This window comes from Roseateles sp. FW305-36 (genome assembly GCF_058787015.1).
This window is the reverse complement of sequence record NZ_JBYSZK010000004.1, coordinates 382,097-396,230: the sequence shown is the minus strand read 5'-3', so window position 1 is coordinate 396,230 and position 14,134 is coordinate 382,097. Positions and strand designations below refer to the sequence as shown.

Below are 14,134 nucleotides of genomic sequence, written 5' to 3'. Positions count from 1 at the left end.
GCGCATGAAGCTGGACCTGCCCCAACTCAACGAACAGCGCGTGCTCGTGCTGGGCCTCGGGGACTCCGGTCTCGCGATGGCTCGCTGGTGCGCGCGTTTCGGGGCGCAGGTCACGGTGTGGGACTCGCGCGAGAAGCCGCCGCAGCTGGAAGCGCTGGGCACGATCGGCAATGGGGCCGCCTTCGTCACCGGCGAGCTGACGGCGGAAAACGTCGTCGGCTTCAACGCCGTGCTGAAGAGCCCCGGCCTGTCGCCGCTGGATGCGCGCCTCAAGGCCGTCTACGAACACGGCCCCGCCGTGCGTGGCGAACTGGATCTGTTCGCCGATGCGCTGGCTGCGCTGAAGGCGCAGCACGGCTATGCGCCCGCGGTGCTGGCCATCACCGGCACCAACGGCAAGACGACGACGACCTGCATGACCGGCCTGCTGGCCGAGCGCGCCGGCAAGCGCGTGGCTGTCGCCGGCAATATTGGCCCGACCCTGCTGGATACGCTGACCGAGGCCCTGGCCAAGGAGCCTGACCCGGCGCCCGTCGTCGAAGAGACGCCGGCCGAGGCGCTTGCCGAAGCCATCGAGGATGTTCCGGTCGAGCAAGAGGAAGCCGCCGCTGCCGAAGAAGCCGCTGCCGTGCTAACGGACGAAGACACGCCCCTGCCCATAGCCCCGCCACCGCCGCGCGGCCCGGTCTTCGAGACCCTGCCCGAGGTCTGGGTGCTGGAGCTGTCCAGCTTCCAGCTCGACGGTGTCACAGGCTTCGAGCCCACCGCCGGCGCGGTGCTCAACCTGACCCAGGACCATCTCGACTGGCATGGCGACATGGCCGCCTATGGCCGCGCCAAGGCACGCATCTTCGGCCGCGAGTCCGTCATCGTCGCCAACCGTGACGACGCCGAAGTCGAGGCCCTGGTGCCGGCACCGGTGTTCGTCAAGGGCAGCCGCGGCAAGGCGGGCCGCACGGTGTCGCGCAATGTCGTGCGCTTCGGCTTGAACCCGCCGCGTGCGCCGGGCGATTTCGGCCTGACGGAAGAGGGCGGCCTCACCTGGCTGGTGCGCGCCCGCGAACTGGACCCGACGATCAAGAAACGCAAAGGCGACGAGGACGAGGCCCTGATCATCCAGCGCCTGATGCCGGCCGATGCACTGCGCGTGCGCGGCCGCCACAACGCCGCCAACGCGCTGGCCGCGCTGGCACTTGCGACGGCGGCTGGCTGCGAGCTGGCGCCCATGCTGCATGGTCTGCGCGAATACCGCGGCGAGCCGCATCGCGTCGAGCCCGTGGGCAGCATCGACGGCGTCCAGTTCTACGACGATTCCAAGGGCACCAATGTCGGCGCCACCGTCGCGGCGATCAGCGGCCTGGGTGCCGACCGCGCCCCCGCCAAGCTGGTGCTCATCCTGGGCGGCGACGGCAAGGGCCAGGACTTTGCGCCGCTGGCCGATGGCGTGGCTCGCCATGCCCGCGCCGTCGCGCTGATCGGCCGCGATGCGCCGCAGATCGAGGCGGTGCTGCTGAATACCGGCGTGCTGATGCAGCGCCACGACACGCTCGAGGCCGCCACCGCATGGTGCCTGCAGCAGGCCCAGAGCGGCGACAGCGTGCTGCTGTCGCCCGCCTGCGCCAGCCTGGACATGTTCAGGAACTACGCCCACCGCGCCGAGGTCTTCGTCGCGACGGTGCAGCAGTTGGCCGATGAGCGGGGTGTCGCGCTGTGAACGCCGTGTTGGGAGGTTTCACTGCCAGGCTGCAGTCCTTCTGGAAGCGCGATGGCGAAGACGCCAGCGTGCCGGTGCGCGACTGGGTGTCCACGTCCGCCGGCCGCCCGACCCAGCTGCAGGGCTTCGACATCACCATGGTGTGGGTCGTGCTTGCACTGATGGCCTTCGGCCTGCTGATGGTCTATTCGGCCTCCATCGCGCTGCCGGACAACCCGCGTTTTGCCAAATACCTGCCGACCCACTTCCTGACCCGCCACATGGTGGCCATCGGCTTTGCGCTGATCGCCGGGTTGATCACCGTGCAGATTCCGGTGTCGCTGTGGGAGCGTTACGCGCCCTGGGTTTTCGTCGCGGCCCTGGTGCTGCTGGTCGCCGTGCTCATCCCGGGCGTCGGCAAGGTCGTCTACGGCGCGCGGCGCTGGATCCCGCTCGGGGTCATGAACTTCCAGCCCTCGGAGCTGGCCAAGTTCGGCATCGCGCTGTACGCGGCCAACTACATGATGCGCAAGATGGACGCCCGGGAGAACTTCTTCCAGGCCGTCACGCCCATGGCCATCTCGCTGGCCTTCGTGGGCCTGCTGCTGCTGGCCGAACCCGACATGGGGGCCTTCATGGTCATCGCGGCCATCGCGATGGGCATCCTCTTCCTCGGCGGCGTCAACGGCCGCATGTTCCTGCTGATCACGCTGGTGCTGGTGGGCGCTTTCACGCTGATGATCACCTTCAGCGAGTTCCGCCGCGAGCGCATCTTTGCCTACCTCAACCCCTGGGACGACAAATACGCCCAGGGCAAGGCCTACCAGCTGACCCACAGCCTGATCGCCTTCGGCCGCGGCGAGTGGCTGGGCCAGGGCCTGGGCAGCAGCGTCGAGAAGCTGCACTACCTGCCCGAGGCCCACACCGACTTCCTGCTCGCCGTCATCGGCGAGGAACTGGGCTTTGCTGGCGTTGCCGTGGTGATCCTCGCCTTCTTCTGGCTGACCCGCCGCTGCTTCCTGATCGGCCGCCAGGCCATCGCGCTGGACCGCGTGTTCGCCGGCCTCTATGCGCAAGGCATCGGCATCTGGATGGGCGGCCAGGCCTTCATCAACATGGGCGTGAATCTGGGCGCACTGCCGACCAAGGGACTGACGCTGCCGCTGCTGAGCTTTGGTGGCTCGGCCATCCTGATGAATTGCGTGGCGCTGGCTGTCGTCTTGAGGATTGACCTCGAGAACCGGCAAATGATGCGGGGAGGGCGTTCATGAGCGCGCGCCACCTCGTCGTGATGGCCGCCGGCACGGGCGGCCACGTCATTCCCGGTCTCGCCGTGGCTGAAGAAATGCAGCGCCGCGGCTGGACGGTGTCGTGGATAGGCACGCCGCAGGGCATGGAGAACCGTCTGGTGCCAGCGCGCGGCATCGAGATCGACGCGCTGCCCTTCGCCGGACTGCGAGGCAAGGGCCTGGGCCACATGCTGCGCGGCATCGTCGGCTTCTTCAAGTCGCTGGGCCAGGCCAGGCGTGTCTACGACAAGCGCCGCGCGACGGCGGTGCTGGGCATGGGCGGCTATGTCTGCGTGCCGGCCGGCATGACGGCGGCTCTGAGCGGCCGGCCGCTGATGCTGGTGAATGCCGATGCGGCGATGCTGAAGAGCAATCTCGCCCTGAAACCTTTTGCGCGCCGGATTGCATTCGGCTTCGACGGTGCGGCGGCGGCTTCGACGTCGGGCGCCGTCGTCAGCGGCAATCCGGTGCGCGCCGAGATCGAGGCCCTGCCGGCGCCCGCCGAGCGCTTTGCCGACCGCACGGGCCCGCTGCGCCTGCTGGTGCTGGGCGGCTCGCTCGGCGCGCGCGCGTTGAACCAGACTCTGCCGCAGGCGCTGGCGCTGTGGCCCGAGGACCAGCGCCCGCAGGTGCTGCACCAGTCCGGCCAGGACCACCTCGGTGCCGTCTGGCAGGCCTACACCGACGCCGGCCTGTCGGCTGAGGTGCGGCCCTTCATCGACGACATGGCAGCGGCCCTGGCCTGGGCCGATGTCGTCGTCTGCCGCGCCGGCGCCATCACGGTCAGCGAACTCTGCGCGGCCGGTTGCGCCGCAGTGTTGGTGCCGCTGGTGGTCAGCACCACCTCGCACCAGCGCGACAACGCCGTCTTCATGGCACAGCACGGCGCGGCCATCCATCTGCCACAGACCGAATTGACGCCGGCCAAGCTGCACGAGTTGGTGAGCGGCCTGGACCGCGGCGCGCTGCTGGCCATGGGGGAGAAGGCCCGCTCGCTGGCCCGCCCCCGCGCGGCAGCCCGCGTGGCCGACGAAATCGAAGGAATGTTGAAGTGAAGCACGCGGTTCAACGACTGCATTTCGTGGGCATCGGCGGCGCCGGCATGAGCGGCATCGCCGAGATCCTGCACAACCTGGGCTTCCAGGTCAGCGGCTCCGACGCGGCCGAGAGCGCCACGACCGAACGCCTGCGCTCGCTGGGCCTGCGCGTCGAGATCGGTCACTCCGCCCCCCATATCGGCGACGCGCAAGCCCTGGTCACCAGCACCGCCGTGGCCGCCGACAACCCCGAGGTCGTCGCCGCCCGCGCGCGCCAGATCCCCGTGGTGCCGCGCGCCGTCATGCTGGCCGAGTTGATGCGCCTGCGCCGCGGCATCGCCATCGCCGGCACGCATGGCAAGACCACGACGACCTCCCTCGTCACCGCCATCCTCGTCGAGGCCGGCCTGGACCCGACCTTCGTCATCGGCGGCAAGCTCAATGCCGCCGGCGCCAACTCGCGCCTGGGCCGGGGCGAGTTCATCGTCGTCGAGGCCGACGAGAGCGATGCCTCCTTCCTGAAGCTCAGCCCGGTGCTGTCCGTCGTCACCAACATCGACGAGGACCACATGGACACCTATGGCCACTCGGTCGAGAAGCTGCACGCGGCCTTCGTCGAGTTCCTGCACCGCATGCCCTTCTACGGCGCGGCGGTCGTCTGTGCCGACGACCCCGGCGTGCAAGCCATCATCGGCCGCATCGAGCGCCCCGTCGTCAGTTACGGCCTGTCCGAAGGCGTCAGCGTGCGCGCCGTCAACGTGCAAGCCCTGGCCGGTGCGCAGATGCGCTTCACCTGCCAGCGCGAAGATGCCGACGATCTCGAGGTGCTGTTGAACCTGGCCGGCGAACACAATGTGCGCAACGCGCTCGCGGCCATCGCCATCGCGATGGAACTGGACTGCCCGGACGAAGCCATCCAGAGGGCACTGGCGAATTTCTCCGGCGTCGGTCGCCGCTTCGAGAAGCATGGCGAATGGCCGGCGGCCGACGGCGGCCGCTTCGCCCTGGTCGACGACTATGGCCATCACCCCGTCGAAATGGCCGCCGTGCTGGCCGCCGCACGCGGCGCCTACCCCGGCCACCGCCTGGTGCTGGCCTTCCAGCCGCATCGCTACACGCGCACGCGGGACTGCTTTGCCGACTTCGTTCGCGTGATGAAGGGCGCCGACGTGGTGCTGCTGACCGAGGTCTATTCGGCGGGCGAGGAGCCCATCGAAGGTGCGACGGGCAAGGCGCTCGCCCAGGCCGTGGGCACGCCCAACTTCGTCGCCGCCGTGGCCGACATGCCCGCCGCTCTCGCGGCACTGACGCGTGATGGCGACGTCGTCATCGGCATGGGCGCAGGTTCCATGAGCAGCCTGCCCAGCCGCGTCGCGAAACATTTCCAAGGAGGCGCAGCATGAAGCCGCCTATCGACCTGAACATCGACGCCAGAAGTCTCGGCCGTGTCGCCGTGCTGTTCGGCGGCCACAGCGCCGAGCGGCCGGTGTCGCTGATGAGCGGCAATGGCGTGCTGGCCGCGCTGCAGTCCATCGGCGTCGACGCCCACGCTTTCGACCCCGCCGAGCGTCCGCTGCAGGCCCTGAAGGACGAGGGCTTCGATCGCGCCTTCATCGCGCTGCACGGCCGCGGCGGCGAAGACGGCACCATCCAGGGCGCCCTCGAATGGCTGGGCGTTCCCTACACGGGCTCCGGCGTGACGGCTTCCGGCGTCGCGATGGACAAGACCATGACCAAGCGCCTGTGGGCCAACGAAGGCCTGCCGACGCCGCAATACCTGGCCCTGTCGCGCGCCGAGCTGACGCGCGAGCGCATCCGCACGATTCCCGATGTTCTGGGCCTGCCCGTCGTCGTCAAGCCGCCGCACGAGGGCAGCAGCATCGGCATCACCAAGGCCGCCGGCTATTCGGACATGCAAGGCGCCGTGGATCTGGCCCTGGGCTTCGACGACGAACTGCTGTTCGAGCAATGCATCGAAGGCCCCGAGCTGACCTGCGCCGTGCTCGGTGAAGGCGCTGGCGCCGTCGCGCTGCCCGTCATCGAGATCCGCGCCGAGGCCGGCAACTACGACTTCGCGAACAAGTACGAGACCGACACGACGCAGTACGTCTTCGGCTCGCTGTCCGCCGCGCTCGAAGCCGAGATCCGGCAACTGGTGTTGCACGCCTACCGCCTGCTTGGCTGCCGCGGCTGGGGCCGCGCCGACCTGATGCTGCGCAAGTCAGACATGAAGCCCTTTCTGCTGGAGATGAACACCAGCCCGGGAATGACTTCGCACTCCCTGGTACCCAAGGCCGCGCAGGCCGTGGGCGTGGACTACCCGCATCTCTGCCTGTGGCTGCTGTCGCAGGCACGCCTTGACCGCGCTTGATCTGATGAATTCCGCCGCCGCCACCGCCGCGCTGCCGCCCGACGTCCGCCTGATGAATGCGGTGTCGGCGTTGCTCGTGGCCGCGCTGGTGGCGACGGCGGCTTGGGGGCTGATCCGCTGGGTGGTGCGCCTCCCGGCGTTCAACTTCCGCGCCATCCAGGTCGAGGGCGATGTCAGCCGCAACAGCGTCGCTTCGTTGCGCGCCAATGCGCTGCCGCGCCTGCACGGCTCCTTCCTCAGCATGAACCTGAAGGACGGCCGCGCCGCCTTCGAGGCCGTGCCCTGGGTGAGGCATGCGCAGCTGACCCGTGTCTGGCCGATGCGCCTCAAGGTCAATCTCGAGGAGCACCGTGCCGCGGCCTACTGGGAAGCGCGTACCGACGGTGCCGACTCCGCCACCGAAGCCGCGGCAGAGCGCGCCCTGGTCAACAGCTTCGGCGAAGTCTTCCAGGCCAATCTCGGCGACGTCGAAGACGAAGACCTGCCGGTGCTCGCCGGCCCCTCGAGCAGCGCGGGCGCCATGCTGCAGATGTGGCGCGCGCTGTCGCCGGCCGCCGAAAAACTGGGCGAGAGCATCGACCGCCTGGACCTGTCGGGCCGCGGCTCCTGGCGCGCCAGCTTCGGCAGCGGCGCCGTCATTGAGCTGGGCCGCGGCAGCGAGGCCGAAGTCGTCGAGCGCTTTGGCCGCTTTGCCCAATCCATCACGCAGGTCACGGCGACCTACCGCAGCCCGCTGCTGTCCGCCGACCTGCGCCACGCCGACGGCTACGCGGTCAAGCTGCGCGGCGTGACGACGAACACCTCGGGGAAACCCGCAAATAGAAAACGCTGAGGACGGACATGGCCAAGGAATACAAGGATTTGGTCGTCGGGCTGGATATTGGGACCGCCAAGATCATGGCCGTGGTGGCCGAGGTATTGCCGGGCGGGGAATTGCGCATCGCCGGCCTCGGCGTGGCGCCCTCGCATGGCTTGAAGCGTGGCGTCGTCGTCAATATCGATGCCACCGTGCAGTCCATCCAGCAGGCCTTGAAAGAGGCCGAAATGATGGCCGATTGCAAAATCTCCCGGGTTTACACGGGGATCACCGGCAGTCATATCCGCGGCCAGAACTCCACCGGCATGGTCATCGTGCGCGACAAGGAGGTCACGCCGGTCGACGTGACCCGGGTGGTCGAAACCGCCAAGGCCATCAATATTCCCAACGACCAGCGCCTGCTGCTGGTCGAGCCGCAGGAATTCGTCATCGACGGCCATGAGGTGAAAGAGCCCATCGGCATGAGCGGCGGTCGCCTGGAAGTCAAGGTCCATATCGTGACCGGGGCGCAAAGTGCTGCTGAAAACATCGTCAAGTGCGTGCGCCGCTGTGGTTTGGAGGTCGACCAGCTGGTTTTGAACCCAAGCGCTTCCAGCCATGCCGCCCTGACTGCCGACGAACGTGATCTGGGCGTGGCGCTGGTCGATATCGGCGCCGGCACGACCGATGTGGCGATATTCACCGGCGGCTCCATCCGCCATACCGCCGTCATCCCGATAGCCGGCGACCTGATCACCAGCGATATCGCCATGGCTCTGCGCACCCCGACCAAGGATGCCGAGGAAATCAAGGTCGAATATGGCGTCGCCAAGCAGCTGCTGGCCGACCCCTCCGATCAGGTGGAAGTGCCCGGCCTGGGTGACCGCAGCCCGCGCATGTTGTCCAAGCAGGCCCTGGCCGGCGTCATCGAGCCGCGCGTCGAGGAAATCTTTTCCCTGGTGCACCAGGTCATTCGCGAGAGCGGGTATGAGGAATTGCTGTCCAGCGGCATCGTGCTGACCGGTGGATCGGCGGTCATGCCGGGCATGGTGGAACTCGCCGAGGACATTTTCCTGAAACCCGTCCGGCGCGGCCTGCCCACCTATTCGGGGGCCCTTTACGACATGGTGGCCAACCCCCGTTCGGCCACCGTCATGGGTCTGCTCGAGGAAGCCCGGCTGTCGCGCAGCCGGGGTTTCAAGGCGGCCCAGCAGGCTGGCTCGGTGCAAACCCTGCTCGGTCGGGTCAAGGATTGGTTCATGGGGAATTTTTGACCCCCCAAAACCAACGGCAAACACGAAATATTTGTTTCAGCAACTGTTCATTTTTTGAGTGCCACGGCACAATTGCAGTAGGAGGTTTGATATGCCCATCGAGATGATCGAAGAGTTTGACCAAGGCACCCAAATCAAGGTGATCGGGGTCGGTGGCGGCGGTGGCAACGCCGTGGACCACATGATCGCCCAGGGCGTTCAAGGGGTTGAGTTCATCTGCGCGAATACTGACGCGCAGGCCCTGAACCGCTCCAAGGCCGACCAATTGCTGCAACTCGGCACCTCCGGTCTCGGCGCGGGCGCCAAACCCGAAATGGGCAAGGCCGCCGCCGAAGAGGCGGAAAACCGCATTCGCGAATCCATCGCCGGTGCCAATATGCTGTTCATCACCGCCGGCATGGGCGGTGGTACCGGCACGGGCGCCGCGCCGGTGATTGCCCGCGTCGCCAAGGAAATGGGCATCCTGACGGTGGGCGTGGTCACCAAACCCTTCGATTTCGAAGGCGGCCGTCGCGCCAAGGCTGCCGATGCCGGTCTGGCCGAGCTGGAGGCCAATGTCGACTCGCTGATCGTCGTGCTGAACGACAAGCTGCTCGACGTGCTGGGTGACGACGTCACGCAGGACCAGGCCTTCGCGCACGCCAATGACGTGCTGAAGAATGCCGTTGGCGGCATTTCCGACATCATCCACATCCCCGGCCTGGTCAACGTCGACTTCGAAGACGTCAAGACGGTGATGAGCGAACCTGGCAAGGCCATGATGGGCACGGCGCAAGCCACCGGCCCCGATCGCGCCGCCAAGGCCGCCGAAGCCGCCGTGGCCTGCCCGCTGCTGGAAGGCATCGACCTGTCCGGCGCCCGTGGTGTGCTGGTGCTGATCGCTGCCGGTCGCAGCAACTTCAAGCTCAGCGAGTCGCGCAACGCGATGAACGCCATCAAGCGCTATGCCTCGGAAGAAGCCCATGTCATCTTTGGCACGGCCTACGATGAAAGCCTGGGTGACGCCCTGCGCGTGACCGTCATCGCCACCGGCCTGACCGCCGGCCGCGCCCGCCAGCAGGCGCCGCTGCAGGTCGTGCAGACCCAGCAGGTGGTGCGCAACGGCACCGACGGCATGGCCATGCCCGTGCTGACGCAGGCCGTGCAGATGGCCACGCCGACCGCGCAGCAGGCCAATGTCGGCCTGGGCCTGGGTGATTTCGCCAACGCCAATGTGCCCAGCGTCTGGCGCCATGGCCGTTCGGGCAGCGCCGCGGCCAAGGTCGAGGCCCTGTCGTCCAACGGCATGGACGAGATCGAGATTCCGGCCTTCCTGCGCAAGCAAGCCGACTGAAGCCAGCGCTTCCACGAAAAGGGCGAGCCTTGCGGCTCGCCCTTTTGCTTTCAGCGCTCCGCGATGAAGGCGACGCTGCGCGCGATGATGCGAGGGTCGGCCAGCAGCCGACGATGGCCCAGGCCGGCGACGGGCTCGAAGCGCGAGCCCGCCCAGGCGGCGTGCAGCGCTTCCGACGCGGCGAAGGGTACGGTGCGGTCTTCGGGGTCGTGCACGATCAAGCCTGGGTGGCGCAGTCCGTGCTGCAGCCGCTCGAGATCGACATAGGTGATGCGCGTGCCGATGAAGCGTTCCACCCAGCCGGCAAAGGCCGCGGCGTCCGCCGGCCCCAGCCCGTGGGCCGCGGCCAGTCCCTTGACCATCGGCGTTAGCGAAGAAGGCCCGGCCAGGTGCACGCTGCGCCTGACCTGCCAGCCATGCGCAAATCCGAGCAGGGCGGCGGCCGAGCCCATGGAATGGCCGATGACGCCATGCACGGGCTCGCCGATGTCGGCCACCACGGCGCGCAGTGCGCGGCCGGCGTGCACGACGCTGGCGGCATGACCGGTCGAGTCACCATGGGCGGGCAGGTCGAACAGCGTGACAGAAAAGCCGGCCTCGACGAGGGGTTTGGCGAAGCCGAGCAGATGGGCACCACGGCTGTTCCAGCCATGCACAAGGACGACGCGCGGGCCCTCTCCCAGCGTCCAGCGCGCCAGCTTGCAGCCCTCGTGGCGCAGCGGCGGCTCGGCACGGCCGGCCAGCGCATCGCGCTCGTTGGCCGTCAGCGGCACACGCTCGGGCGTCGAAAAGGCATGGCGGGCCGCGGCCAGGTGACCGTCGTCATGCGCCGCAAAGGGCGCAGCCAGGGCGGGGGAGGCAGCGAGCATGGCGGTCTCCTCGAGATGCGTCAGCCAGCGTAGGCCGGCGTGGGCGTGGACAGGCTGTGCTTGACCTGGCGGCTGATGTCGTCGGCCAGCACCTCGAAGGCACCGGCTTCCAGTTCGGTCAGCGCAACGCGAGCGACATCGGCAGGCGAAGACTTGGGACCTTCGACGCCGCGCGTCATGTCGGTGTCCATATAGCCGACGTGCAGGCTGGTCAGTTGCGTACCCTGGGCCTTGAGTTCGCTGCGCAGGCCGTTGCTCAGCGCCCAGGCGGCCGCCTTGCTGGCGCTGTAGGGCGTCAGGCCGGGCAGGGTGACCCAGCTCAGCACCGACAGCACATTCAGCACCGCGCCGCCGCCATTGGCCCACAGCACCGGCGCGAAGGCCTGGGTCAGGGCCCAGACGCCGAAGAAGTTGGTGTCGAAATGGCGGCGTGCCGTGGCGATGGCGTCGTCGGCCAGCACGCCAATGCCCTGCGAGATGCCGGCGTTGTTGATCAGCAGCGTCACGTCGGTGCACTGCGCGGCAGCCGCGGCCACCTGCTCGCGGTTGGTCACGTCCAGCGCGATGGGCACCACGCCCGGCAGATCGATGGACGCCGGGTCGCGCGCGGCGGCGTAGACCTTGGCGGCACCGGCGGCCAGCGCCGCCTCTGCGAAGGCGCGGCCCAGGCCGCGATTGGCGCCGGTGATGAAGACGACGGCGTTCTTGAGCTTCATGGTGGGACTTCCTTGCGATCCGGTTATTCATGTCGATTGACATGATTGATATAAATGTCGGTCAACATATAAAATCCGTCAAGACGAGGGGCTTTTGCCCCCGCTCCCAGGAGACCGCCATGAAGGTCAGCCGCGCCCAGGCCGAAGAAAACCGCGAACGCATCCTCGACAACGCCGCCCAGCTCTTCCGCGAGCGCGGCTTCGACGGCATCGGCCTGAACGACCTGATGCAGTCCGCCGGCCTGACGCGCGGCGGCTTCTACGGCCATTTCGAATCCAAGGACGACCTGGCCGCCCAAGCCACGCGGCGCGCACTACAGACCAACCGCGAACAGTGGAAGAAGCAGACCGACCGCAGCCTGCAGGCCTGGGTGAAAACCTATCTGTCGGATGCTCACCGCGATCACATCGGTGCCGGCTGCGGCCTGGTGGCGCTGGCCGGTGATGCCGCACGTGGCGGCCCGGCCGTGAAAGAAGCCTTTGCCGAGGGCGTGGCCAGCCTGGTCGCGACGCTGCAGACGCAGATGCCGGCCGAGGGCGCTCCCGCGCGCCGCGAGCAGGCGCTGGCCATGTTGTCGACGCTGGTGGGGGCGGTGCTGCTGTCGCGTGCCGTCGGCGACGCTGCTTTGTCACAAGAGGTACGCGAAGCCGCACGCAAGAGCCTGCCCGCCGGCGGCTGAACGGTCGCCGCACGGCGCCAGGCGGCGCGGGCGCGTTGGGAGGGGGCGCACCCCTGTGGCATGCTCGCGCCCCATGTCAACGCCTAGAAGAATTGCTCGACATGCCTGAGTTGGGGACCCTGCTGCGCCGCGGCTTGCTGCTGCTGGCTCTGCTGGCCTGCCTGCCGTCGCAGGCACAGCGATTGCCCCAGCCGACGACGCGCGTCGCCGGTGACGATGCCGCCCCCACCGAACTCGCCACCACCGCCTGGACGCGCGAGCAGCTCGATGCCTGGTGGGCTGCGCTGCGCCGCCACACCGTCGCCGGTGGCGACCACCTCGAACTGCCGCCTGAATTGCTGCCTCCCGAGGATGCCGCGGCCTGGAAGCCCGTGGCCATGCCCGACGTGCGCTCGCGCCCCGGTGCGGCCATGGTCAACGACTCGCGCGGCTATGAGATGCGCTGGTACCGCGTGCACCTGCCGGCCGCGAACGACGAGGCCATGGCCTTGTACCTGCCACGACTGGTCACGCTGTCGGCCGCCGTGCTGGCCCGTACCGACAAGGGCTGGCAGACCCTGCTCGACAACCAGCATGCCGAGCGCGAGCAGTGGGTGCAGCCCCTCTGGCTGCCGCTGCCGGGCGTGGGTGCCCCCGGCATGGACGTTGTCGTCGCGCTGCCCGTGCCGGCGGGCAGCTATCACGCGGTGTCGCGCATCTGGATCGCCCCGCGTGATCAGCTCGAGAAGCGCTGGCTGTGGCGGGTTCGGGCCCAGACCGGTCTGCCCCAGGCCGTCAGCCTGACGCTGGCCGTGCTGGGCCTGTTCGCGTTGACGCTGTGGCTGCGCCGCCCCGATGAGGGCATCTACGGCCTGTTCGCCCTCGGTGCGGCCGCCTGGATGGTGCGCAACCTGCATTACTACGTCACGCTGCCGGCCTCGCCCGCGGGACAGGACTGGTTCTGGTGGGCCACGCATGCGTCCATGGGCTGGGTCATGCTGACGGCGCTGCTGTTCGCCCTGCGCTTCTCGAGCCGGCGCACACCCTGGCTGGAATGGGCGCTGATCGCCAGCGTGACCGTGGTCAGCGTGCTCAGCATGCCGCTGTGGCTGCGCCAGCTCGACATGGTCGTCATGCAGTACACGGTGACGGCGGCGGTGGCCGCCATCGGCACGGCCTGGGTGAGCTTCCTCGCCTGGCGAGAGCGCCGGGCCGAACTGCGCATCATGGCCGCGGCCCTGATCGCCGGCGTCGTCATCGGCGGCCACGATCTCGCCGTGCTGGCAGGCTGGGCCTGGCCCGAGCATTTCTTCCTGATGCCGTTCGCGACGCTGATCGTCATGGTCAGCTTCCTGCACGCGGTGCAGCGCCGCTATGTGGGGGCCGTGGAGCAGGTGCAGGCCGAGAACAGCCAACTGCAGGAGGACCTGGACGAGCAGGTCTCGGTGCTGCAGATGCAGAACGCCCAGCTGCGCGAGGCCGAGCGCCAGCAGGCCCTGCTGCTGGAGCGCCAGCGCATCATGGCCGACATGCACGATGGCCTGGGCTCCTCGCTGCTGTCGGCCCTGGTGGCGATGGAGCAGGGCAGCATGTCGCACGAGCAGTGTGTGGAAGTGCTGCGCGAATGCGTGGACGACCTGCGCCTGGTCATCGATTCGCTGGAGCCCGTCGGCCACGATCTGGTCTCGCTGCTGGCCACCATGCGCTACCGCCTCGGCAAGCGCCTGCAGACCGGCGGCCTGAAGCTCGATTGGGATGTGCAGGACCTGCCGCCGCTGGCCTGGCTGGAGCCGCCCGATGCCCTGCACGTGTTGCGGCTGATGCAGGAGGCGCTGAACAACGTCCTCAAGCATGCCCAGGCCAGTCGCGTGCGCATGGTCACGCGCCACCACGGCAGCTATGTCGAGATCCGCGTCGAGGACGACGGCGCCGGCTTCGACCTGCAGAGCATCCAGCACGGCCGCGGCCTGAAGAGCCAGATCAAGCGCGCCCAGCGCCTGGGCGGCAAGCTGCGCATCGACTCCCAGCCGGGCATGGGCACGCGGCTGTCGCTGAGATTGCCCGTGGAACGGAAAGACAACGCCTGATCCGGGACAA

At 68.3% G+C, this 14,134-nt stretch carries 12 protein-coding genes; 10 read left to right on the top strand and 2 right to left on the bottom strand.

The window, feature by feature from the left end:
• The first annotated feature begins 4 nt into the window (after positions 1-4).
• The 8 genes from murD (at position 5) to ftsZ (ending at position 9,793) form a co-directional block, all read left to right on the top strand.
• The gene (murD, locus tag AC3WOE_RS10460; RefSeq protein ID WP_492690277.1) at positions 5-1,714 is read left to right on the top strand and encodes a UDP-N-acetylmuramoyl-L-alanine--D-glutamate ligase; all 1,710 of its coding nucleotides are present in this window, start codon (positions 5-7) and stop codon (positions 1,712-1,714) included.
• A gap of 8 nt (positions 1,715-1,722) precedes the next feature.
• Entirely contained in the window at positions 1,723-2,964 is a 1,242-nt protein-coding gene (gene ftsW, locus AC3WOE_RS10455; RefSeq protein ID WP_492690275.1) for a putative lipid II flippase FtsW, read from the top strand.
• Positions 2,961-4,037, top strand: a complete 1,077-nt coding sequence (murG, locus tag AC3WOE_RS10450) for an undecaprenyldiphospho-muramoylpentapeptide beta-N-acetylglucosaminyltransferase (RefSeq protein WP_492690273.1) — start codon at positions 2,961-2,963, stop codon at positions 4,035-4,037. The genes ftsW and murG overlap by 4 nt, the downstream gene beginning before the upstream one ends.
• Entirely contained in the window at positions 4,034-5,422 is a 1,389-nt protein-coding gene (gene murC / locus AC3WOE_RS10445) for a UDP-N-acetylmuramate--L-alanine ligase (protein WP_492690272.1), read from the top strand. The genes murG and murC overlap by 4 nt, the downstream gene beginning before the upstream one ends.
• Entirely contained in the window at positions 5,419-6,390 is a 972-nt protein-coding gene (locus AC3WOE_RS10440; protein WP_492690271.1) for a D-alanine--D-alanine ligase, read from the top strand. Before murC ends, AC3WOE_RS10440 begins: the two co-directional genes overlap by 4 nt.
• Before the next feature lie 4 nt (positions 6,391-6,394).
• Positions 6,395-7,222 (top strand): cell division protein FtsQ/DivIB, encoded by an 828-nt coding sequence (locus AC3WOE_RS10435; protein WP_492690269.1) that lies wholly within the window; start codon positions 6,395-6,397, stop codon positions 7,220-7,222.
• Positions 7,223-7,230: 8 nt separating this feature from the next.
• Positions 7,231-8,460 carry a cell division protein FtsA gene (gene ftsA, locus AC3WOE_RS10430; protein WP_132570473.1) on the top strand — a complete coding sequence of 410 codons (1,230 nt, stop codon included), beginning with the start codon at positions 7,231-7,233 and terminating at the stop codon, positions 8,458-8,460.
• Between the two features lie 91 nt (positions 8,461-8,551).
• Positions 8,552-9,793, top strand: a complete 1,242-nt coding sequence (ftsZ, locus tag AC3WOE_RS10425; RefSeq protein ID WP_492690267.1) for a cell division protein FtsZ — start codon at positions 8,552-8,554, stop codon at positions 9,791-9,793.
• A 50-nt stretch (positions 9,794-9,843) separates the two neighbouring features.
• Here the strand turns inward: ftsZ and AC3WOE_RS10420 are convergent, their stop codons facing one another.
• Both AC3WOE_RS10420 and AC3WOE_RS10415 read right to left on the bottom strand, forming a co-directional pair.
• On the bottom strand, positions 9,844-10,662 hold the full coding sequence (locus AC3WOE_RS10420; RefSeq protein ID WP_492690265.1) for an alpha/beta fold hydrolase: 819 nt from the start codon (positions 10,660-10,662) through the stop codon (positions 9,844-9,846).
• 20 nt (positions 10,663-10,682) lie between these two features.
• Complete coding sequence (locus AC3WOE_RS10415) at positions 10,683-11,378, bottom strand: SDR family oxidoreductase (RefSeq protein ID WP_492690263.1); 696 nt, start codon at positions 11,376-11,378, stop codon at positions 10,683-10,685.
• A gap of 119 nt (positions 11,379-11,497) precedes the next feature.
• Between AC3WOE_RS10415 and AC3WOE_RS10410 the strand changes: the two genes are divergently transcribed.
• On the top strand, positions 11,498-12,058 hold the full coding sequence (locus tag AC3WOE_RS10410; RefSeq protein ID WP_492690261.1) for a TetR/AcrR family transcriptional regulator: 561 nt from the start codon (positions 11,498-11,500) through the stop codon (positions 12,056-12,058).
• Positions 12,059-12,159: 101 nt separating this feature from the next.
• The gene (locus AC3WOE_RS10405) at positions 12,160-14,124 is read left to right on the top strand and encodes a sensor histidine kinase (RefSeq protein WP_492690259.1); all 1,965 of its coding nucleotides are present in this window, start codon (positions 12,160-12,162) and stop codon (positions 14,122-14,124) included.
• The last annotated feature ends 10 nt before the right edge of the window (positions 14,125-14,134 follow it).

What these genes read in the sequence shown, in the direction of transcription:
- AC3WOE_RS10415 (WP_492690263.1), bottom strand. Translation starts at nt 11,378, where the DNA reads ATGAAGCTCAAGAACGCCGTCGTCTTCATCACCGGCGCCAATCGCGGC.
- AC3WOE_RS10440 (WP_492690271.1), top strand. Translation starts at nt 5,419, where the DNA reads ATGAAGCCGCCTATCGACCTGAACATCGACGCCAGAAGTCTCGGCCGT.
- ftsZ (WP_492690267.1), top strand. Translation starts at nt 8,552, where the DNA reads ATGCCCATCGAGATGATCGAAGAGTTTGACCAAGGCACCCAAATCAAG.
- AC3WOE_RS10410 (WP_492690261.1), top strand. Translation starts at nt 11,498, where the DNA reads ATGAAGGTCAGCCGCGCCCAGGCCGAAGAAAACCGCGAACGCATCCTC.
- AC3WOE_RS10405 (WP_492690259.1), top strand. Translation starts at nt 12,160, where the DNA reads ATGCCTGAGTTGGGGACCCTGCTGCGCCGCGGCTTGCTGCTGCTGGCT.
- AC3WOE_RS10420 (WP_492690265.1), bottom strand. Translation starts at nt 10,662, where the DNA reads ATGCTCGCTGCCTCCCCCGCCCTGGCTGCGCCCTTTGCGGCGCATGAC.
- murD (WP_492690277.1), top strand. Translation starts at nt 5, where the DNA reads ATGAAGCTGGACCTGCCCCAACTCAACGAACAGCGCGTGCTCGTGCTG.
- murG (WP_492690273.1), top strand. Translation starts at nt 2,961, where the DNA reads ATGAGCGCGCGCCACCTCGTCGTGATGGCCGCCGGCACGGGCGGCCAC.
- ftsA (WP_132570473.1), top strand. Translation starts at nt 7,231, where the DNA reads ATGGCCAAGGAATACAAGGATTTGGTCGTCGGGCTGGATATTGGGACC.
- AC3WOE_RS10435 (WP_492690269.1), top strand. Translation starts at nt 6,395, where the DNA reads ATGAATTCCGCCGCCGCCACCGCCGCGCTGCCGCCCGACGTCCGCCTG.